Origin of the sequence: Streptomyces sp. NPDC026672 (assembly GCF_040638185.1) — a bacterium.
Classification (GTDB): domain Bacteria; phylum Actinomycetota; class Actinomycetes; order Streptomycetales; family Streptomycetaceae; genus Streptomyces.
The window spans coordinates 22881-43106 of record NZ_JBEZXS010000005.1 but is presented as its reverse complement, the minus strand read 5'-3'; the positions used below and the strand labels follow the sequence as shown (position 1 = coordinate 43106).

Here is a 20226-nt window from a genome sequence, read left to right as displayed (position 1 = left end):
GTCAGGAGGACTCCGCCGCCACCGCCTTGGTGAGGAGCGGTGCCGTCTCCACGGGGGTGGCCGCCACCGCTGGTTCGACGGGCGCCGGTTCGGCGGGGGCCGTGGTGTGGTCCGCCGTGGTGTGGTCGGCCGGGGTCGTGCGGGGCGGGAGCAGGGACAGGACCGCCTGGCGGGCGGTCTCGGTCGTCGCGTCGTCGTAGGGGTCCGGCGTCGCGGGGACCTGGAGCCGCAGGACGGGGCCGGTGCCCAGACGGGCGTAACCGCGTCCCGGCGGGACCTGGGCGAGCGGCGTGGTGTGCGGCGGCGCTCCCAGGACGGACGCCACCTGCTCCGGCGCGGCGGGCCCGAGCACGATCCGCGCGCGGGTGTGCTGCCGCACCGCCTCGCTCAGCCCGTCCGCGCTGTCGAACTGTTCCGCCACGACCACCGTCACATTGACCGCCCGCCCGTGCCGCAGCGGTCCCTGGAGCAGTGACTGCGGGTCCTCGCGTCCGTCCGCCGCCGCGAGATGGGCGAAGACGCCCGGACGGTCCATGAGGATCCACAGCGGACGCTTCGTGTCGTCCGGCGGCGGGTTCCCCTCCTGCCGGGACCGGTTGGCGGCGGTCAGCCGCCGCTCCGTCTCGTGCGCCGCCCACTCCAGGCCGGCCAGCGCCCCGGTGAGCCCGCACTCGACGCCGAGGACACCGGCGCGGCCGGTCAGGCACGCGTACTCACCGGTGCCGGAGCCCTCGACGATCAGCACGTCGCCGTACTGGAGCGCCTGGAGGGCGATGGACCGCAGCAGCGTCGAGGTGCCGCTGCCGGGCTGGCCGAGCGCCAGCAGATGGGGTTCGGTGGAGCGGACGCCCGTGCGCCACACGACGGGCGGCATGTCGCGCCGCTCCTCGCCGTAGCCGAGCGGCAGCGTGCGCTGGACCTCGGTCGGGTCGGTGAAGCCCAGCACGGTCTCGCCCGGAGCGGTGACGAAGCGCTGGGCGGCGATGTCGGTGGGCAGGGGGGCCAGGACGGTGACCGTGAGCCGGTTGCCCTCCTCGTCCCAGCGGAAGTGGTACTCGCGGCCCCGGCCGGACTTCGCGGTGAGCAGGTGCTCGATCCGCGCGCGGGGCTCGGCCTCGCCGTCCGGGAAGTACGCCGGGTAGCGGACGACGAGCCGGCCGATCCGGCCCTCCTCGTCGAACTCGTGGTCGGTGAAGACCTTGTCCCACTCCCCGCCGTGGGCGTAGAGCGGCGCGGGGTCCTCGGGGGTGGAGAAGTAGGGCACGAGGGCCTCGTAGAGGGACTGGAGGCGCTCGGCCTGCGACGCGTCGGGGCCCGCGGGCCGGGACGGGGCGCGGTCCCGGCCGTGCCAGGCCGCCGCCGCCATCAGGGAGACGGCGGCGAGCAGCGGCCCGTACGGCACGAGCGCCACGGCCAGGACCGCGGAGGCCGCCAGGAACAGCAGCGGCCCGCGCCTGTCCTTGGGTGTGTCCGCCCATTTGCGCCGCCCGGCCGAGGCCAGCCGGCGCAGTCCGCGCGTCACGGTGATCAGTGGGTGGAGGATGTCCGTGGCGCTGTCGGCCGCCGTCCGGGCCAGCTCCCGGCTCCTGGCGACCTGTGCGCTGCCGTTGCTCAGAATGCGGGGGAGGGGGCGCCGTGCCACTGCTGTCTCCTGACGGGTGCGTGCGGTCGGGACGGGCGGCGTCAGAACTTGATGCCGCCGAGCAGGCTCGCCAGGCTCTCGCCGCCCGCCTTGATGCTGGGGGCGATGGCCGTACTGGCGAGGTAGAAGCCGAACAGGGACGAGACCACGGCGTGCGACGCCTTGAGCCCGTCCTTGCGGAAGAAGAGGAAAACGATGATGCCGAGCAGGACGACGCCTGACATGGAGAGGATCATTTGAGGTCTCCTGGTGTCGAGGGGGGACAGTCACCATGAGTACTTCCAGCATCACAGCATGTATCCATACGATAAAAGGTGCAACTGGGTGAAATCCGGAGGATTTCCCCCGGTCGGCGGAGCCCGTGCCGGAGAGGGGCCGTGGTGATGCTCGCCACGGGCGTCCCGGGCCATGTGCCGTGTCAGCCAGTACGCTGGCGATTCACCCGTACGGCCGCTGCCGTACGCTCTGTCAGTCCCGAACGGGCCCCGAAAGCGCAGGAGAGGCGGACCGGCCGATGAGTGAAGCCCCCGATCCCGAGGTCGTGGAGCTGGCGACGAGGATCTTCGATCTGGCCCGGCGGGGCCAGACCGAGGCGCTCGTCGCGTACGTCGACGCGGGCGTCCCCGCCAACCTCACCAACGACCGCGGCGACTCCCTCGTGATGCTCGCCGCCTACCACGGCCACGCCGACGCGGTGCGCGAACTCCTCGCCCGGGGGGCCGAGGCCGACCGCATCAACGACCGCGGCCAGACCCCGCTCGCCGGCGCCGTCTTCAAGGGCGAGCAGGACGTCATCAAGGCCCTCCTGGACGGTGGCGCCGACCCCGCCGCGGGCACCCCGTCGGCCGTCGACACCGCCCGGATGTTCGGCAAGACCGAACTCCTCGAACTGTTCGGCGCCCACTGACCCATATGACCTGACCAGGCACGACAAGGAAAACGGGGGAGGCGGTACCGGGCCGCCGGAAATCCGGTCGCGGCAGGAGAAACCCGCGAGTCATCATGACGTCGTGATTCACGGACGCGATGGCTGGGCAGGTGTTGCCGCACCGCGCGGGCCGTGATCGGTCCGCATGGGCCACAGACGAGAGGCAGTGGAAGATGGTCTACAGCAAGCAGAAGACGGCGGGCGCCCCGACGTTGTGTCACGCGGCCAGGTAGTGCGTGTTCCCCGGTTGCGTCGACGCTTGATGTGAGGCTGTTTCCCATGTTCGATCCGGTCATAGCGCCCAGCGGTACGTTGCTCGGCCTGCTCCAGCGCGGGCGCGGCGACGGCACCCTGCACGCGCTCACCGCCCCGCGGGCCGAGGCGCTCGCGGCACTGAACCACTGCGTCCTGCGGGACCCCCGCCACGACTGGCAGGTCGAGAACCGCTCGCTCTACTACGCACGGCTCTACCTCGACCTGGGCGGCGAACTGGACGCCGTCGAGGCCCACCTCTTCGACCCGGAGGACGCCCTCGACACCGAGGAGTCCCGCACCGGGCTCGCCCTGGCCGTCCTCGGACACCTCGCCTCCTACGGTCGGCGGGACGCGCTCCTGCTGCTGCGCCGCTACGCCGCGCGCGGCTCCAACTGGGCCTGGGCCCTCGACGAACTCGCCCTGCGCGACGACGACGCGGGCCTGCGCGCCCTGGCCGTGCCCGTCCTGGCCAGGTTCCCCACCGACGCGGAGGGCGAGGCCGAACTGGTCACCGCCGTGCGCGACGCCTTCGAGCCCCGGCCCTGGCGGCTGTGGGCCGAGGACCCGCGCGAACCGATCGCCGCCCGCGTGCGCGCCGCGCGCGAGGCCGGCTGCTTCGACCGCTGGCAGCGGCAGCTGCGCTCCACCGGGCCCCGGCCCGGATGGAGCGTGCGGGCCGTCTTCGACTGGGCCCAGCAGGGCATCGAACGCGGTGCCGCGCTGCACGTGCCGGCCGCCCGCTGTCTCGTCGCCGTCGCCGGACCCGAGGACCGGCCGGAAATCGTCCACGCCGCCCGGACCGGAACCGACGGGGCCCGCTGCACGGCCCTGCGCTACCTCGGCGACGGCAACGACCCCGAGGCCCTCGACCTGATCGAGGCCGCCGTCCACGACGGCGGCGGCATCGTCGCGGAGGCCGCCGTCGACGCCTTCGAACGGATGCGCAGCGTCGGCGCCGTGGAACGGGCCCGCCGCTGGGCCCACCGGTCCGACGCCCTCGGCGCCGCCGCCGGCCGGGTGCTCGCCCTGCGGGGCGCGACCCGCGACAGCGGCCTGGTCCTCGGCGCCCTGCGCGAGGCCGTGCGGAGCGAGGGCCCCGACGCGCCGACCCTGTGGACGCTCGTCGACGGCGCGGGCCGACTGGGCATCGTCCAGGCGGCGCCCGTTCTGCGCCATGTGTACCGGGAGACGGCCTCGTCCCATCTCCGCGGCAGGGCCGCGCAGGCCCTCGCCGCCACCGATCCGCTGTTCCCGGCGGGCTTCGCCGTCGAATGCCTGTGGGACTGCGAGGAAACCACACGCGAACTCGCCGCCCGGCACGCCGAGACGGGAGACGCGCGCGTCGTGGAACGGCTGCGCCGGCTCGCCGCGGATCCGGCCGAGGAAGCCGAGGTCCAGACGGCGGTGCGCAGCCGTATCGCACCGGACGGGCCGGGCGCGTGAACGGCGGGTGACTCACGGGTCAGGACGGTGTGGACACGGTCTGACCTGCCCGGGTGTACAGCGCAACGCTCATGGGACGTTCCCCGGCCGGAAAGATCCACGTTGACGCGGCCACGTCCAGCGCGGCGAGAACACCGGTATGCGTGTCGTCATCGTGACCGAATCCTTTCCCCCCGATGTGAACGGCGTGGCCCACTGCGCGCTCCAGACCGTCCGGCACCTCGTCGATCGCGGTCACGCCCCCCTCGTCGTCGCACCGGCCCCCGCCCCCGGCCACAAGCCGGACGCGTCCGTGCCGTGCCCCGTCGTCCACGTCCCGTCCCTCCCGCTCCCCGGCTACCCCCAGGTCCGTGTCGCGCTCCCCAGCCGACGCCTCGCCGCGACCCTCGTCGAGCACCGCGCCGAGATGGTCCACCTGGCCAGCCCCTTCGTCCTCGGCGTGCGCGGCATGGCCGCCGCCGCCCGGCTCGGCATCCCCGCCGTCGCCGTCTACCAGACCGACCTCGCCGGCTACGCCCGCACCTACATGGGCGCCGGCGAGGCGGCGGCCTGGCGGCGCATCCGGTCCGTCCACTCGGCGGCCGACCGCACCCTCGCCCCCTCCACCGCAGCCCTCGACGACCTGGAGTCGCACGGTGTGCCGCGCGTGCGGCTGTGGCCGCGTGGCGTCGACACCGCGCGCTTCCGGCCCGAGCTGCGCGACGAGGCGCTGCGGCGTGAACTCGCCCCGGGCGGCGAGCTGATCGTCGGTTACGTCGGCCGGCTCGCCCCGGAGAAGCACGTCGAGCTGCTGGCCGGCGTCTGCGGCCTCGACGGCGTGCGTGTCGTCGTGGTCGGCGACGGGCCCAGCCAGCCGCATCTGACCGAGGCGCTGCCCGGCGCGGTCTTCCTCGGCCGCCGCACCGGCGACGACCTCGCGCGGATCTTCGCCTCGCTCGACGTCTTCGCCCACACCGGCCCCTTCGAGACCTTCTGCCAGACCGTCCAGGAGGCCATGGCCAGCGGCGTCGCCGTCGTCGCCCCGGCAGCCGGAGGCCCGCTCGACCTCGTCGACCACGGCCGCACCGGTCTGCTGGTGCCCCCGCGCGACGCGGCCGCCGTACGGGACGCCGTGGCGCGGCTCGCCGCCGACACCGAGCTGCGGGCCTCCTACGGCGCCGCCGCGCGGGCGACCGTCGAGGGCCGCACCTGGGGCGCCGTCGTCGACCAGCTGATCCACCACTACGAGGACGTGCTCGCCGAGCGCCGGGCGGTGGTGGCGGCATGAGCGGCCAGTCGCTGCGGATCGTCCGCCTCGCCAACTTCGTCGCCCCGGCCTCCGGCGGACTGCGCACCGCCCTGCGCGAGCTCGGCAGGGGCTTCCGCGCGGCCGGTCACGAGCCCGTGCTGATCGTGCCGGGCGAGACGTACGCCGACGAGGACACCGAGCAGGGCCGGGTCATCACCCTGCCCGGACCGCTGCTGCCCGGCACCGGCGGCTACCGCGTCCTCGTCGACAAGAACCGTGTCGCCGCCCTCCTGGAGGAGCTGGCCCCCGACCGCCTGGAGGTGTCCGACCGCACCACGCTGCGGTGGACCGGCCGCTGGGCCCGCCGGGCACGCGTGCCCGCCGTGATGGTCTCCCACGAGACCGCCGACGGCGTCCTGCGCACCTGGGGCCTGTCCGAGAACCTCTCCCGGCGGGCCGCCGACGCCCTCAACATCCGTACGGCGCACACCTACTCGCGGGTGGTGTGCACCACCGAGTTCGCCGAGCGCGAGTTCGTGCGGATCGGCGCCCGCAACGTCGTGCGCGCCCCGCTCGGCGTCGACCTGACGGTGCGCCACCCCTCGCTGCGCGACCCCGGTCTGCGGGCACGCCACGCGCGGGCGGACGAGGCGCTGCTCGTGATGTGCTCGCGGCTGTCCGTGGAGAAGCGGCCCGGCACCGCCCTCGACGCCGTCGAGTCCCTGGTGCGGCGCGGCCGGCGGGTGCAGCTCGTCGTGGCCGGCGACGGACCGCTCAAGGGGCGGCTGGAGCAGCGGGCGCGCGAGCGCGGGCTGCCGGTGCGCTTCCTCGGGCACGTCGCCGACCGGACGCTGCTCGGCGCGCTCCAGGCGTCCGCCGACGTGGCCATGGCTCCCGGGCCGGCCGAGACCTTCGGGCTCGCCGCGCTGGAGGCGATGGCCTGCGGGACGCCGGTGGTGGCCAGCGCCTCGTCGGCCCTGCCCGAGGTGATCGGGTCCGCGGGGGCCACCGCGGCGGACCGCGGGGACGCCTTCGCGGACGCCGTCGAGACGCTCCTGGAGCGTGCGGAGGCCGACCGCCGCGAGGCGGCCCGCGCGCGGGCCGAGTGCTTCGGCTGGGGCACCGCGGTGGAGGCGTTCCTCGCGGCGCACGACACGACGGTGCTGGTGCGCCCGGAGGACGCCGCCGCGGCGGCGTCGCGTTCCGACGAGCACGACGCGTCGCTCACGTCCCGTTCCGGCGCCGGTGAGGCGTCGGCACCGTCCCGTCGCGTCGTGCCGGAGGGCGTGGCATGAGAACCGTCCGGTTCGTGGCGCTCGGCGACTCGCTGACCGAGGGCGTCGGGGACCCCGTCGGCGACGGGTGGCGCGGCTGGGCGGCACTGCTGTCGCCCGGGCTCTCGCACGGCCGTGTGGAGTTCACCAACCTCGCGGTCAGCGGGGCGCAGACCCGGGACGTCCTGGAGCGGCAGACGCACGCCGCCCTGGAGCTCGACCCGGACGTCGTCTCCGTCGTCATCGGCGTCAACGACACGCTGCGCTGCACGTTCGACATCCACGCGGTGGCGGCCCGGCTCGACGAGGTCTACGCGACCTTCACCGCGCGGGGAGCGGTCCTGCTCACCGCCTGCCTGCCGGACCCCGGCTCGATGCTGGGACTGCCGGGCGCCCTGGCCCGTCCGCTCGCCCGGCGGCAGCGCGCGGTCAACGCGGTGGTGCACGCGCTGTCCGAGCGGTACGGCGCCGTGCACCTGCACGCCGCGGACGACCAGTGGCTCACCGACCGGGCCATGTGGAGCGCGGACCGGCTGCACCCGAGCGAGCGCGGCCACCGGCAGCTCGCGGTGCGCTTCCACGCCCTGCTGTGCAAGACCGGCACGGCGACGGGGTCGGTGCCCCGGCCCGAGCCGGAGTTCCGCGTGCCCACGCGGAGGGCGAGCCTGTGGTGGCTGGCCACCGCCGGCACGGCCTGGGTGCTGCGCCGCTGCACCGACCTGCTGCCGCAACTGCTCGGACTGGCGGTCGACGAGCTGCGCCACCGCGCGCGGGGCACGAGCGCCCGGCTTGACCTGCGCACCGCGCACGCGGTCTCGGCGGCGCTGGCCGCCCTGGCGGTGACGGAACGGCCGGACGCCGCGTGAAGGCTCAGCGACGGCGTACGGCCAGGAAGCGGACCGGGGTTCCCGATACCGCCTGCGCGGCCGCCGGCAGGTCGGCGGCGCGGACCACCGCGACCACCGGGTAGCCCCCGGTGGTCGGGTGGTCGGCCAGGAACACCACCGGACGCCCGTCCGGCGGCACCTGCACGGCCCCCAGGACCATGCCCTCACTGGGCAGCTCGCCGGTCCTGGCCCGTTCCAGCGCGGGCCCCTCCGTGCGCAGCCCGATGCGGTTGCTCGCCGAGGACACGCGGTACGCGCGGGACGTGAACTCCCGTACGGCGGCGGGCGTGAACCAGTCGTCGCGCGGGCCGAGCACGACCCGCAGCACCAGTTCGGCCGGCGGACGCGGCTGCGGGGCGACGTCCACGCGCGCGCGGGGGCCCATGACGTTGCCCAGGGGCAGCACCGTGCCGTCCGCGAGCGGCGGCGGACCGAGCCCGGACAGCAGGTCCGTGGAGCGGCTGCCGAGCACCGGCTCCACGGCGACCCCGCCGCTGACGGCCACGTACGACCGCACTCCCGCCACCGAGCGCCCCACGTCGAGCAGTTCGCCCGCCCGCACCACCACCGGTGCCCCCCACGCGGCGGGCCGCCCGGCCACCGCGACCGGGCAGGGGGCGCCCCCGACCGCCACGGTCACCGTCGAACGCGGGCGCAGCGCACAGCCGTCGAGGGTCGTCTCCAGGACGGCGGCACCGGGCACGTTGCCGACGAGCCGGTTCACGAGCGCCGCCGCCGGCGCGTCCAGCGCCCCGGAACGCGGCACACCGAGATGGGCGTACCCGCCACGCCCCCGGTCCTGCACCGTGGTCAGCGCCCCGGCCCGTACGACGACCAGCGCGCGGTCCGTCATGCCGCACCCGCCGGCACGAAGCGGACCCGGGTCCCCGGCGACAGCAGCGCGGCCGGCACGCGCGCCGGGTCCCACAGCACCGCGTCCGTGGTGCCGATCAGCTGCCAGCCGCCCGGCGAGGACCGCGGGTACACACCCGTGTAGGGGCCGGCCAGGGCCACGGACCCCGCCGGGACCGCCGTGCGCGGAGTCGCCCGGCGCGGTACGTCGTAGCGGTCCGGAAGGCCGGTCAGATAGCCGAAACCGGGGGCGAACCCGCAGAACGCGACGGTGAACGGGGTGGCCGCGTGCACCTCGGCCACCTCCCGCTCGGACACGCCCCAGTGCGCCGCGACGTCGGCCAGGTCGGGGCCGTCGTAGCGCACCGGGAGCTCGACGGCCGCGCGTGGGGGGACGGACACGGCGGGCGGCCGGGCGGCGGTCAGCTCGGCCGCCCAGCCGGAGGGATCGGCCAGGCCGTCCAGGAGGACCGTGCGCGCCGCGGGGACGATCTCACGGACGGACAGCGTGCCCTCCGCGCGGCGGCGCAGCAGCTCCGCGTGCAGGGCCTGCGCCTCCCGCACCGAGGCGACCTCGACGAGCAGCGCGCCGTCGCCGACAGGCAGCACTCTCATGCGAACGCCTCCACCCGCACGCCCGACGTCACCAGCCGCTCCCGCACCCGGCGGGCCAGGTCGACCGCGCCCGGGGTGTCGCCGTGCAGACACAGCGAGCGGGCGCGCACCGCGATGCGCGCCCCGGAGTGCGCGGTGACCGCGCCGGAGCGCGCCAGGTCCAGCGAGCGCGTCACGACCGTGTCCGGGTCGGTGACCACCGCGCCGTCCCGGTCGCGTGGGACGAGCGTGCCCGCGTCGGTGTACGCGCGGTCCGCGAACGCCTCGGTGACGGCCGGCAGCCCGGCCTTCTCCGCCAGGGCGAGCAGCCGTGAGCCGGGCAGTCCGAGGACGGGCAGCGCGGCGTCGGCGAGGAGCACCCCGTCGACCACCGCCGCGGCCTGCTCCTCGTCGCGCACCACCCGGTTGTAGAGCGCGCCGTGCGGCTTCACATAGCCGACGCGCGCCCCGGCCGCGCGGGCGAAGACCTCCAGGGCGCCGATCTGGTAGGCCACCTCGGCCGCCAGCTCGGCGGGCGGCACGTCCATCGCGCGCCGCCCGAACCCGGCCAGGTCGCGGTAGGAGACCTGCGCCCCGATCGTCACCCCGCGCGCGGCCGCCAGGTCGCACACCCGCCGCATGGTGGCCGCGTCGCCCGCGTGGAAGCCGCACGCCACGTTGGCACTGGTCACGACGGACAGGAGCCGTTCGTCGTCGGTCAGCCGCCAGCGGCCGAAGCCCTCGCCGAGGTCGGCGTTCAGATCGATCGACGTCATGGGTCTTCCGAGTCTCCTTTCAGGCCACGCGGTACTGCTCGTCGCGGGCGTCGGTGAGGAACATCTGTCCCGGTGCGTGGGTGATCGCGAACGGCGGCCGCGAGGCCATCACCGCGGCCTGCGGTGTCACCCCGCAGGCCCAGAACACCGGGATGTCGTCCGGTTCCGCGGTCACCGCGTCGCCGAAGTCGGGACGGCCGAGGTCGGCGATGCCGAGCCCCGAGGGGTCGCCGCAGTACACGGGGCTGCCGTGCACCGCGGGGAGCAGGCTGCTCTCCCGGATCGCCGCCCGCAGGTGCTCCGGCGGCACCGGGCGCATGGACACCACCATCGGTCCGCGCACCCGGCCCGCGGGCCTGCACTGCCGGTCGGTCACGTACATCGGCACGTTGCGGCCCTGCTCGACGTGCCGGATCGGCACGCCCGCCCGGGACAGCGCCCACTCGAAGGTGAAGCTGCACCCGAGCAGGAACGACACCAGGTCGTCCCGCCAGTGCGCGCGCACGTCCGTGGGTTCCCCGGCCAGTTCGCCGTCGCGCCACACCCGGTAGCGCGGCAGATCCGTGCGCAGGTCGGCGCCGGGCGCGAGCACCGTCGTCCAGGAACCGGCGTCCGTGACGTCGAGCACCGGGCAGGGCTTCGGATTGCGCTGGCAGAACAGCAGCATGTCGTAGGCCCAGTCGGCGGGGACGGAGATCAGGTTGGCCTGGGTGTGGCCCGCCGCGACCCCGGCCGTGGGGCCCGAGAGGCCCGCCCTGAAGCGGGCCCTCGCGCCCTGCGGGCTCCACGCGTGGGCGTGTGCGTCGACCAGGGTCAGGGGACGGTCCTCCATGCGGTGCGCGCCGTTCACGCCAGCTCCTTCCCGCGCGTCTCGGGCAGCCCGAGCAGCGCCAGTGCCGCGATGCCGTAGCCGATCGCGCCGAAGACCAGCGCGCCGCCCACGCCCCAGCTGTCGGCCAGGAAGCCGACCAGCGTCGGGAAGATCGCGCCCACCGCGCGTCCGGTGTTGTACGTGAAGCCCTGGCCCGTGCCGCGCAGCTCCGTCGGGTAGAGCTCGCTCAGATAGGAGCCGAAGCCGCTGAAGATGGCCGACATGCAGAAGCCGAGCGGGAAACCGAGCACCAGGAGAAGGGTGTTGGCGCCGTCCGGGATGTTGGCGTACGCCAGGATGCAGACCGCCGACAGCAGGGCGAACAGCCAGATGTTGCGGCGCCGGCCCAGCCGGTCGGTGAGGTAGCCGCCGGTGAGGTAGCCGAGGAACGCGCCGGAGATCAGGAAGGACAGATAGCCGCCCGTGCCGACGACCGACAGACCGCGCTCGCTCTTGAGGTACGTCGGCACCCAGGTCGCCAGCGTGTAGTAGCCGCCCTGGACGCCGGTGGAGAGCAGACCGGCGAAGACCGTCGTCCACAGCATGCCCCGGGTGCCCGCCGGGCCCGGCCGGAAGATCGCCGTGAACGAGCCGCGCCGCTCGCTGCGTTCGCGCACCGCCGTAGCCTCGGGCGCGTCCTGTACGCGTCGGCGCATCCACACCACGAGGAGCGCGGGCAGCGCGCCGGTCCAGAACATCACGCGCCAGGCCAGGTCGTCGCCGAGCAGCGAGAAGACCAGCGTGTAGACGACGGCGGCCAGCGCCCAGCCGACGGCCCAGGAACTCTGGATCGCGCCGAGCGTACGGCCCCGGTGCTTCGCGCTCGCGTACTCGGCGACCAGGATCGCGCCGACCGCCCACTCGCCGCCGAAGCCGAGGCCCTGGAGGGCCCGGAAGACCAGCAGGGTCTCGTAGTTGGGTGCGAAGCCGCAGGCCACGGTGAACACGGCGTAGGTGATCACCGTGATCATCAGGGCCCGGACGCGGCCGAAGCGGTCCGCGACGACACCGGCCGCGGCGCCGCCGATCGCGGAGACGACCAGCGTGACGGTGGTGAACAGGCCGGTCTGGCCGCTGTCCAGGCCGAAGTACGCGGCCAGCGCGACCATGCTGAGCGGCAGTGTGAAGTAGTCGTAGGAATCCAGGGCGTATCCGCCGAAAGCGCCGGTGAACGCGCGGCGGCCGCGCGGGCCGAGGTCGTGCAGCCAGCCGAACGCGCCGTCGTCGCCGGTGCGTTCACGCGCGTCGGACGGTGTGCCGGTGGACAGGGCCTGCGGTGGAGGGGTCGAGCTCATGGGCACCTCGCAGTTGAGGGACGGGAGGGTGCGGGGACTGAGCCGTGTCGTGCCGTGCGGAGCACCGTAGAGGATCGTTCAACGATCCCTCAATACCCATGTTGTTTCGTTCTTGTGTCTGCGGTTGAATTCCGGGCATGGCAGAGCAGCTGGCGGGACTGGCCGACGACCGTGCCCTCCTCGGGCGGACGAGCACCGCGGAACGCGTCTCCGACATCCTCAGGAGCCGCATCGCCGAGGGTTATTTCCCGCCAGGCACCCGGCTGTCGGAGGACAGCATCGGCGGGGCGCTCGGCGTCTCCCGCAACACGCTGCGCGAGGCGTTCCGGCTGCTCACCCACGAGCGCCTGCTCGTCCACGAGCTCAACCGGGGGGTGTTCGTCCGGGTCCTGACCGTGGAGGACGTCGAGGACATCTACCGCACCCGCTCGCTCGTCGAGTGCGCCGTCGTACGGGGGCTCGCGGAACCGCCCTACGCCCTGGACGCGTTGGCGTCGGCCGTCACCGAGGGGCAGTCGGCCGCGGTCGAGAATGACTGGAAAGCGGTGGGTACGGCCAACATCCACTTCCACCGGGAGCTCGTCGCCCTCGCCGGCAGCGAACGCACCGACGAGCTGATGCGCAGCGTCTTCGCCGAACTCCGCCTCGCCTTCCACGTCGTGGACGACCCGCGCCGCCTCCACGAGCCGTACCTCACCCGCAACCGCCAGATCCTCCACGCCCTCCAGGCCGGCGACCGCCCCGGCGCGGAGAAGCTCCTCGACCACTACCTCAAGGACTCCCTGGACCGCGTGGTCGAGGTCTACCGCCGCCGAGTGGGCGAGGACGCGCCGGCCCAGCCCTGACGGCCCCGCCGGCGACCCGCACACGGGTTCGCCGGCCGGGGAGGTCCGGCGGGAGTCGATCCGTGGTGTTTGGGTCGTTGTCGGACCGAGGACCTAGTCTGTGCACCGTGACTTCGCCTGCACCGACGGACAGCGTTCCGCCCCAGCTCAGCGCGGGGCCGCGCCCGGCACCGGGCCCGGCCGCCGATGAGGGGCTGGCGCGGCGGCTGCGCGCGCTCGCGTGCACCGCGCCGCTGCACGACCTGGACGCCCGCAAGGCCAATCTCGCGGGCGAGTACTCGGTGTACGGCATGGCCGAGGTCGCCCTCGCCGCCATCGACCTCGTCACGCTCAACATGGACTTCGACACGGGCGCCGACCACGACCAGATAGTGGCCAGGCTCCTCCCGCGCGTCGCCGCCCAGGCCCCGCACCGCCCCGTCGCCGAGCACGAGCGCGTGGCCCGCTGGGTCCTGGAGAACCTGATCAACGTCGGCAGCGTCGACCGCGGCTTCCGCGCCGTCTACGGCACCTTCGCCCCCGACGGCACCTACGTCCGCAGGGACTACGACTTCAAGCTGATCGAAGAGGTCCCCGGCCCCGGCGGCACCGTCTACCTCCGGACCACCGACGAAGCGGTCAACGTCCTCGTCGGCGCCCTCGACACCGACGTCACGAGCGCCCAGATCGCCGCCGAGGTCAAACTGGAGGTGCTGATCAACCGCGGCCGCCTCGCCGACGCCCAGCTCGCCGCCGAACAGGCCCGCTACCGCACCGTCCAGTACTCCGAGACCCTGCGCCGCGCCCTGGAGGCGACCCGGCGCAACGTCCGCGCGGTCGACTGGCTCAACACCGTGCCCGACATGATCGCCGAGGCCCTCGACCACGTGGCCGACCGCTACCGCCACGAGAACGCGATCCTCACCAACATCCGCAGGGCCCGTGACGAGACCGAGGACACCGAGCACAAGCGCCGCGCCGCCGAACTCGTCGACATCGTCAAGGACTGCATCCGCCGCCATACCCAGCTCCAGTCCCGTCTCCTGGAGGCCGGCCCCCTCTTCCGCGCGGAACAGGACCGGCAGGCGTTCGCCACCCCCCTGACCACCTCCGGCATCGACCTCTACGGCCACCTCGTCGCCCCCGTCCTCCCGCTGCCCCTGGAACGGGCCACCCGGGTGACGGACGCCTTCTTCGCGCGCGGCACCGGCCTGCGCACCCCGGTGTCCGTGCGGGTCGCCGACCTCGTCGAGATCCTGCTCACCCCGCCCGTCGAGCGTGAGCACCTGGGCGCCGAGATGCCCGAGCCCGACCTCATCGCCACGCCCGACGACAGCCGGTTCAGCGAGGAGCAGCTGGCCGCCGCGCGTGAACTCCTCGACCTGCCCGCCGACGCCCCGCGCCGGCTGTCGGGACTGCTCGCCGAGGCCCGGCGCCGGGACCCCGAACTGCCGTACCTGGTGGCCCTCCTCGCGGTCCACGCGGCGAGCCCGCCCGTCGGCACGGCCTACCGCCAGGGCGAGGAGAAACTGCTGTTCGCCGTGGACGACGGGACGGAGCTGGACGACCCCGAGTTCGGCGGCGCCGACCTCATCGTCGGCACGGCCCTCCTGGACGCGGCCGGCATGGCGGCGGACCGGACGGAGGCGGCATGACGAATCCGCAGCCGGGACGCCGCCGCCCGACCGGGGCGGGCCGCCCCGGACCCCGCGCCCCGAGGGCGCTGCCATGACCGCCGATCCCCAGCGCAAGGAGGCCGTGTCCGTGACCGAGCACGCCGACCGGAGCGAGCCGGAGCCCGCCGCGCCGGCGAGCACCGCACTCACCCCCGCCGACGTCGCCGACGCCGCGCGGCTCGTCGCCTTCGGCCTCCAGCCCAAGCTCCAGCCCGCGCGCGACCAGGAGTACACCGAACTGCTGCGCCGCCACCGCGAGGACCCGCCCTTCGCCCGGCTCGCCGACGCCGTCGCCGCCGGCCTCGGCCTGGTCGTCCTGGAGGTCTCCCCGCGCGCGGGCATGGCCGTCACCGCCGCCGAGGACTCGGTGTTCGCCGTCCGCATGGGCGACTACGCACGCCGCACCTCCGCCGACGGCGGCGACCGCTTCCTGCACGGCCTCGCCCACCTCGCCGTCGCCGCCCTCGCGTTCCCGCGCCCCGAGGACCTGGCCGACGACGGCTACATCGGCCGCATCACCGTCAACGGCGTCGACTCCTTCGTCCGGCAGGCGTGCCGGCGCCTGGAGGAACGGGCCGAGGAACAGGGCGAGAACACCGACCCGGCCACCGAGGCCCCCGGCCTGGAGGCCGCCTGGCGGATCTGGGCCCGCCGCAGCGCGACCGGCGCCACCAAGGACGCCCGCAGACTCGCCGGCTCGACCACCGGCATCGTCGGCAAGGCCGCCGCGTTCCTCACCGACTCCGGGTTCCTCCAGAGAACCGGCGACGAGAACGGCGGCACGTACCGCACGACGGCGCGCTACCAGCTCCAGGTCCGCGACATGGCCGGCAGCGCCGCCATGGCCGAACTCCTCGACCTGGGCGTCGTCCCCGTCACCGACGGCACGGCCAGTCTGCTGGCCGCCGACGACACCGAGGACCTGGACCTGGTGGCCGACGCCGGACTGCCGTTCCACTCCTGAACCCCCCTGATCTGACACAGATTTACGAGAGTCCGCCATGTACGAGCTGTCCCGGGTCCGCCTCTTCTCCATCGGTCCCGCCGGTGCGCGCTACGCCGACACCGTGCTTGACCTGCGGGGCGTCGGCGAACCGGTACCCGACCCCGCCCCCACCCAGGCGGAGTTCTTCGAGGAGGAGCCCACCGGTCCGCCCCGTCGGCCCGCGCCCGCCGGCGTGCTCTTCCTGGAGAACGGCGGCGGCAAGTCCGTGCTCCTCAAGCTGATCTTCTCCGTGATGCTCCCGGGCCACCGCAACACCCTCGGCGGCGCCAGCTCCGGCGTGCTGCGCAAGTTCCTGCTCGCCGACGACTGCGGGCACGTCGCCCTGGAGTGGCAGCACACCCTCACCGGCGAGTGCGTCGTCGTCGGCAAGGTCAGCGAGTGGCGCGGCCGCCAGGTCTCCAACGACCCCCGCAAGTTCGCCGAGGCGTGGTACTCCTTCCGGCCCGGCCCGGGGCTCAGCCTCGACAACCTCCCCGTCGCCGAGTCCACCGCCGTGCGCCCGCCCGTCGAGGGCCAGTCCGGCGCCCAGGGCCGGCGCCGCACCATGAAGGGCTTCCGCGACGCCTTCACCGAGGCCGGCAAGGCCTACCCGCACCTCGAAGTGCACTGGGAGGAGATCCACGACCGCTGGACCGAGCACCTCGGCGACCTCGGGCTCGACCCCGAACTCTTCCGCTACCAGCGGGAGATGAACGCCGACGAGGGCGAGGCCGCCGGCCTCTTCGCGGTCAAGAAGGACTCCGACTTCACCGACCTGCTGCTGCGCGCGGTCACCGACACCCGGGACACCGACGGACTCGCCGACCTCGTCGGCGGCTTCGGCAACAAACTGGGCCGCCGCTCCGAACTCATCGCCGAACGCGACTTCACGGCGGGCTCGGTCGACCTGCTCGGCCGGATCGTCGAGGCCGCCGACGTCCGGGCCCGCGCCCGCGACATCCACGCCGGCGCCGAACGCCGCACCCGCACGCTGGCGCGGCGGCTGTCCTCGCGGGGCGTGCGCGAGCGGGTGCGCGCCGCCGACCTCGCCCAGCGCGTCACCGCCGCCGCGTACGCCGTCACCCACTCCGAGGCCGCCCGCGAGCGCAGCGCCCTGATCGCCGCCGAACTCGCCTACCGGCACGCCTCGCTCGCCCTCGCCGCCGGTGAGCGGACGGCCACCGCGCAGAAGCGCGAACTCGCCGACGCCCGCACCCTGCACTCCGCCTGGCAGGCCGCCGAGGCCGTGCTGCGCCACCGCGCCGCCGCCGACCGCGTCGCCCGCGTGGCCGCCGCGATCCAGGAGGCCGAACGGGACGCCGCTCCCGCCCTCGCCGCCCGCGCCAAGGCCGCCGTCGACCTCGTACGGGCCCTGCACACGGCCGTCGGGAGCGCCGAGGCCCTGGCCAACGAGGAGGAGGAACGCTCGGCCGCGCTCCAGGAGACCGGCGAGGCCGCGTACCGGGACTCGACCGCCGCCGCCACCGAGGCACAGCGCGCCCGCAGCGAGATCGGGCACCTGCGCCAGCGGCTCGGCGAGGTCGAGCAGGAGACCGCCGAGGCGGTGCGCGCGGGCTGGCTCGACGACAGCGCCCCCGACGCCGACCCCGCGCGGGCCGCCCTCGCCGCCAGCGACGCCGAGAAGACCGCGGTCGCCGCCTGGGACGAGGCCCGCGAGGCCGCGCGGAAGGCGACCGAGCACGCCCGCGAGGCCGCCTCCGCCGAGTCCCGCGCCGAACTGACGGCCGCCCGCGCGGCGGACGCCGCCGCCGCGGCCGAACGCTCCCACGAGGCGGAACACCGCCTGGCGGAGGCGCTGGCGGGGGAGGAGCGCCTGGGTGAACTGCTGGGCCTGCCCGGCGCGGTACGGGCCGGGGCCCTGCCCGGCCCGCGCACCGGAGCCGACGACGACCCCGTCCGGGACGGCACCCCCGCCGACCCCGGCACCGGACGGCCCGCCGACGAGAACCCCATGTCTCCCGAGGACCTGGACCGGTTCGCCGACGAACTGCGCGAACTGCTCGACGAGTCCGTCTCCTCCGCCGAACGGCAGCTCTTCGACCTGCGCACCGCCGCCGCCGACGACTCCCGCATCCTCGGCGCCCTCGGCGACGGCGGACTGCTGCCGGCCGGCCCCGACGTCCTCGCCACCGTCGAGTTCCTGGGCGAGCACGGCATCCCCGCGCTGCCCGGCTGGCGCTACCTCGCCCAGGCCGTCGACCCCGTCGACCACGCGCGGGTCCTCGCCGCCCGCCCCGAACTCGTCGACGGCGTGATCATCACCGACCCCGACACCCACGCGCGGGCCCGCCGTGCCCTCGGTGACGCCGCCCTGCTGCCCCGCTCCACCGTCGCCGTCGGCACCGCCGCCGCCCTGCTCGCACCCGCCCCGGCCGGCGACACGGCCGACGGCGACGTGTTCCTCGTACCGCCGAACCCCGCCATGCACGACGAGCACGCCGCCGACGAGGAACGGCGGGCCCTGCGCGCGCGGGCCACCGCGCGGGACGAGGAGATCCGCACCCTGGCCGCCCGGCTCGGCAAGGACCGCGAACTCGCCGCCCGCCTCGCCTCCTGGCGCACCGGCTGCCCCGCGGGCCGCCTCGTCGAACTCGCCGGAGCCGCCCGCGACGCGCGAGTGTTCGCCGAGGAGGCCGAGGCCGAACTCGCCGAGGCGCGCACCGTGCGGGCCGAGGCCGACGAGGTCGCGGCCGAGGCCGCCCAGGTCCGCGACGAGCGGCAGGAGGGCGCGCAGAAGGCCCGGCGGGCCGCCGACGCCCTCGCCGGACTCGCCTTCCGGCTGCGCGAACGTTCCGGCTGGCAGGCCAAGCTGCGTGAACTCGCCGACGAGGCCGCCGAGTCGGAGGCCCGCGCCCAGTCCTGCCTGGAACGCGCCCGCGCCGCCGACGAGGACCGGCGTGCCGTCCAGCGCGCCGCCGACGACGCCCGCCGCACCGCCCGCACCCTGCGCGCCGAGCGCGCCGAGATCGCGGGCGCCCCCGACGACGTACCGGACGACGGCACGGACGCCCCCGAGTCCTCCCTCCCCGCCCTCCGCGAGGCGTACCGGGCGGCCTCCCAGGTCTACGAGAAGGTCGGCGTCGGCGCCGACCTGCGCGCCGAGCAGGCCCGCGCCGAGAGCGACGAGAGCGCGGCCCGCGCCGAACTCGACCGCCTCAGCAACAAGGTCCGCACCCGCGCCGAACAGCTCCTCCAGTCGCCCGAGGGCGCCGACGGGCCCTCCCGGCAGGCCGCCGCCGCCCGCGCGGAGGAACTGGTCCAGCTCCTGGAGACCCGCATGTCCACCGCGAGCGAACAGCTCGGGCGACTGCGCGGCGAGGCCGAGCGGCACGCCCCCGAGGACGGCGCGGCACACACCGACCTGCCCGAGGAACTGCTCCCGCGCGACGCCGAGCACGCCCAGGCCCTGCTGCGCACCGCGACGGCCGAACTCGCCTCCCGCGCGGAGGCGTTGGCCCAGGCCCGCGACGCCCACGCGGACCTGCTCGACGGCCACCGGGCCGCCGAGGACGCGGCCGGCGGCTTCGACGAGCTCGCCGCCATGCTCCGCGACCTGCTGCGCGAACACACCCCGGACGAGGACCAGGAGGAGCCCGAGCCGTACGCCGGCAGCCCGGAGGAGGCCCGGCAGGCCGCCGCCGAGGCCCGCCGCTCACTGCGCGGCTGCGCCGCCGACCTGTCCGCAGCCGAGGCCGCCGTGCGCGAGGCCGGCGACGTACTGGTCCGGCACGCCAACTCCACGCGCTTCGAACAGGTCCGCACCCCCGCCCGGCAGCAGATCCGCGAACTGCCCGCCTCCGCGCTCTCCGAGCACGCCCAGAAGTGGGCGGACGCCTTCGCCCCCCGGCTGCGGGTGCTGACGGACGAACTGGCCCAGCTGGAGCGCAACCGCGACTCGATCGTGGACCGACTGCGCGGGCTCGTCGAATCGGCGCTGGCCACCCTGCGCTCCGCACAGCGGCTCTCCCGGCTGCCCGAAGGGCTCGGCGAGTGGTCGGGGCAGGAGTTCCTGCGCATCCGCTTCGAGGAACCCGACCAGGCCACGCTCACCGAACGCCTCGGCGAGGTGATCGACGAGGCGACCCGGGCCGCCGTGAAGAAGAACTCCGACCTGCGGCGCGACGGGATGTCCCTGCTGCTCCGGGGCGTCGCGGCGGCACTCCAGCCCCGGGGCGTCGCCGTGGAGATCCTCAAGCCCGACGCGGTGCTGCGCGCGGAACGCGTGCCCGTCGGACAGATGGGCGACGTGTTCTCCGGCGGCCAGCTGCTCACCGCCGCCATCGCCCTGTACTGCACGATGGCCGCCCTGCGGTCGAACGACCGGGGCCGGGACAAGCACCGCCACGCCGGCACGCTGTTCCTCGACAACCCGATCGGCCGGGCCAACGCCACCTATCTGCTGGAGCTCCAGCGAGCCGTGTCCGACGCGCTCGGTGTGCAACTGCTCTACACGACCGGTCTGTTCGACACCACCGCGCTGGCGGAATTCCCCCTGGTCATCCGGCTGCGCAACGACGCCGACCTCAGGGCGGGCCTGAAGTACATCAGCGTGGAGGAGCACCTCCGGCCCGGCCTGCCCCGGGAGACCGCCGCGGGGGAGGCCGCGCACAGCGAGATCACGGCGACGCGGATGTTCAGGAAGCCGACGGTGAGCGGCGGCGGGTGACGGTGTCCC

The 20226-nt window shown here is 74.9% G+C and carries 16 protein-coding genes; 9 read left to right on the top strand and 7 right to left on the bottom strand.

What is annotated here, in order from left to right; all coding sequences use genetic code 11:
* Window position 1: 1 nt before the first annotated feature.
* Both AB0F77_RS06875 and AB0F77_RS06870 read right to left on the bottom strand, forming a co-directional pair.
* Window positions 2-1642, bottom strand: coding sequence for a hypothetical protein (locus AB0F77_RS06875; RefSeq protein WP_361942659.1), 1641 nt, complete (start codon window positions 1640-1642; stop codon window positions 2-4).
* Window positions 1643-1683: 41 nt separating this feature from the next.
* On the bottom strand, window positions 1684-1878 hold the full coding sequence (locus AB0F77_RS06870; protein WP_121888451.1) for a hypothetical protein: 195 nt from the start codon (window positions 1876-1878) through the stop codon (window positions 1684-1686).
* A gap of 278 nt (window positions 1879-2156) precedes the next feature.
* On the opposite strand from AB0F77_RS06870, the gene AB0F77_RS06865 reads away from it, so the two are divergent.
* From AB0F77_RS06865 to AB0F77_RS06845, 5 genes are all read left to right on the top strand, one after another.
* A complete protein-coding gene (locus AB0F77_RS06865) occupies window positions 2157-2549 on the top strand; it encodes an ankyrin repeat domain-containing protein (protein WP_361942655.1) in 393 nt (130 codons plus the stop codon).
* A gap of 300 nt (window positions 2550-2849) precedes the next feature.
* The gene (locus AB0F77_RS06860) at window positions 2850-4268 is read left to right on the top strand and encodes a HEAT repeat domain-containing protein (protein WP_361942652.1); all 1419 of its coding nucleotides are present in this window, start codon (window positions 2850-2852) and stop codon (window positions 4266-4268) included.
* Window positions 4269-4407: 139 nt separating this feature from the next.
* Window positions 4408-5535 (top strand): glycosyltransferase family 1 protein, encoded by a 1128-nt coding sequence (locus AB0F77_RS06855; protein WP_361942649.1) that lies wholly within the window; start codon window positions 4408-4410, stop codon window positions 5533-5535.
* Window positions 5532-6791 carry a glycosyltransferase gene (locus tag AB0F77_RS06850; protein WP_361942646.1) on the top strand — a complete coding sequence of 420 codons (1260 nt, stop codon included), beginning with the start codon at window positions 5532-5534 and terminating at the stop codon, window positions 6789-6791. Before AB0F77_RS06855 ends, AB0F77_RS06850 begins: the two co-directional genes overlap by 4 nt.
* On the top strand, window positions 6788-7636 hold the full coding sequence (locus AB0F77_RS06845; RefSeq protein WP_361942643.1) for an SGNH/GDSL hydrolase family protein: 849 nt from the start codon (window positions 6788-6790) through the stop codon (window positions 7634-7636). The genes AB0F77_RS06850 and AB0F77_RS06845 overlap by 4 nt, the downstream gene beginning before the upstream one ends.
* A gap of 4 nt (window positions 7637-7640) precedes the next feature.
* On the opposite strand, the gene AB0F77_RS06840 is transcribed toward AB0F77_RS06845, so the two are convergent.
* The 5 genes from AB0F77_RS06840 to AB0F77_RS06820 are packed head-to-tail and all read right to left on the bottom strand — an operon-like array spanning window position 7641 to window position 12045.
* Window positions 7641-8510: a biotin-dependent carboxyltransferase family protein gene (locus tag AB0F77_RS06840; protein WP_361942640.1), complete on the bottom strand. Its 870-nt coding sequence runs from the start codon at window positions 8508-8510 to the stop codon at window positions 7641-7643.
* On the bottom strand, window positions 8507-9124 hold the full coding sequence (gene pxpB, locus AB0F77_RS06835; protein ID WP_361942637.1) for a 5-oxoprolinase subunit PxpB: 618 nt from the start codon (window positions 9122-9124) through the stop codon (window positions 8507-8509). Before pxpB ends, AB0F77_RS06840 begins: the two co-directional genes overlap by 4 nt.
* The gene (locus AB0F77_RS06830) at window positions 9121-9879 is read right to left on the bottom strand and encodes a 5-oxoprolinase subunit PxpA (protein ID WP_361942634.1); all 759 of its coding nucleotides are present in this window, start codon (window positions 9877-9879) and stop codon (window positions 9121-9123) included. The genes pxpB and AB0F77_RS06830 overlap by 4 nt, the downstream gene beginning before the upstream one ends.
* 19 nt (window positions 9880-9898) lie before the next feature.
* Window positions 9899-10711, bottom strand: a complete 813-nt coding sequence (locus AB0F77_RS06825) for a putative hydro-lyase (protein ID WP_361943467.1) — start codon at window positions 10709-10711, stop codon at window positions 9899-9901.
* A gap of 14 nt (window positions 10712-10725) precedes the next feature.
* Window positions 10726-12045: an MFS transporter gene (locus AB0F77_RS06820; protein WP_361942631.1), complete on the bottom strand. Its 1320-nt coding sequence runs from the start codon at window positions 12043-12045 to the stop codon at window positions 10726-10728.
* Window positions 12046-12182: 137 nt separating this feature from the next.
* On the opposite strand from AB0F77_RS06820, the gene AB0F77_RS06815 reads away from it, so the two are divergent.
* From AB0F77_RS06815 to AB0F77_RS06800, 4 genes are all read left to right on the top strand, one after another.
* Window positions 12183-12890, top strand: a complete 708-nt coding sequence (locus AB0F77_RS06815) for a GntR family transcriptional regulator (RefSeq protein ID WP_361942628.1) — start codon at window positions 12183-12185, stop codon at window positions 12888-12890.
* A 107-nt stretch (window positions 12891-12997) separates the two neighbouring features.
* Window positions 12998-14524, top strand: a complete 1527-nt coding sequence (locus AB0F77_RS06810; RefSeq protein WP_361942625.1) for a hypothetical protein — start codon at window positions 12998-13000, stop codon at window positions 14522-14524.
* 109 nt (window positions 14525-14633) lie between these two features.
* Window positions 14634-15509, top strand: a complete 876-nt coding sequence (locus AB0F77_RS06805) for a hypothetical protein (protein ID WP_361943464.1) — start codon at window positions 14634-14636, stop codon at window positions 15507-15509.
* Window positions 15510-15546: 37 nt separating this feature from the next.
* Complete coding sequence (locus AB0F77_RS06800) at window positions 15547-20217, top strand: hypothetical protein (protein WP_361942622.1); 4671 nt, start codon at window positions 15547-15549, stop codon at window positions 20215-20217.
* The last annotated feature ends 9 nt before the right edge of the window (window positions 20218-20226 follow it).

Excerpts from the sequence above, each read along its gene's own strand:
- AB0F77_RS06870 (WP_121888451.1), bottom strand. The coding sequence starts at position 1,878 with ATGATCCTCTCCATGTCAGGCGTCGTCCTGCTCGGCATCATCGTTTTC.
- AB0F77_RS06865 (WP_361942655.1), top strand. The coding sequence starts at position 2,157 with ATGAGTGAAGCCCCCGATCCCGAGGTCGTGGAGCTGGCGACGAGGATC.
- AB0F77_RS06860 (WP_361942652.1), top strand. The coding sequence starts at position 2,850 with ATGTTCGATCCGGTCATAGCGCCCAGCGGTACGTTGCTCGGCCTGCTC.
- AB0F77_RS06855 (WP_361942649.1), top strand. The coding sequence starts at position 4,408 with ATGCGTGTCGTCATCGTGACCGAATCCTTTCCCCCCGATGTGAACGGC.
- AB0F77_RS06850 (WP_361942646.1), top strand. The coding sequence starts at position 5,532 with ATGAGCGGCCAGTCGCTGCGGATCGTCCGCCTCGCCAACTTCGTCGCC.
- AB0F77_RS06845 (WP_361942643.1), top strand. The coding sequence starts at position 6,788 with ATGAGAACCGTCCGGTTCGTGGCGCTCGGCGACTCGCTGACCGAGGGC.
- AB0F77_RS06840 (WP_361942640.1), bottom strand. The coding sequence starts at position 8,510 with ATGACGGACCGCGCGCTGGTCGTCGTACGGGCCGGGGCGCTGACCACG.
- pxpB (WP_361942637.1), bottom strand. The coding sequence starts at position 9,124 with ATGAGAGTGCTGCCTGTCGGCGACGGCGCGCTGCTCGTCGAGGTCGCC.
- AB0F77_RS06830 (WP_361942634.1), bottom strand. The coding sequence starts at position 9,879 with ATGACGTCGATCGATCTGAACGCCGACCTCGGCGAGGGCTTCGGCCGC.
- AB0F77_RS06825 (WP_361943467.1), bottom strand. The coding sequence starts at position 10,711 with ATGGAGGACCGTCCCCTGACCCTGGTCGACGCACACGCCCACGCGTGG.
- AB0F77_RS06820 (WP_361942631.1), bottom strand. The coding sequence starts at position 12,045 with ATGAGCTCGACCCCTCCACCGCAGGCCCTGTCCACCGGCACACCGTCC.
- AB0F77_RS06815 (WP_361942628.1), top strand. The coding sequence starts at position 12,183 with ATGGCAGAGCAGCTGGCGGGACTGGCCGACGACCGTGCCCTCCTCGGG.
- AB0F77_RS06800 (WP_361942622.1), top strand. The coding sequence starts at position 15,547 with ATGTACGAGCTGTCCCGGGTCCGCCTCTTCTCCATCGGTCCCGCCGGT.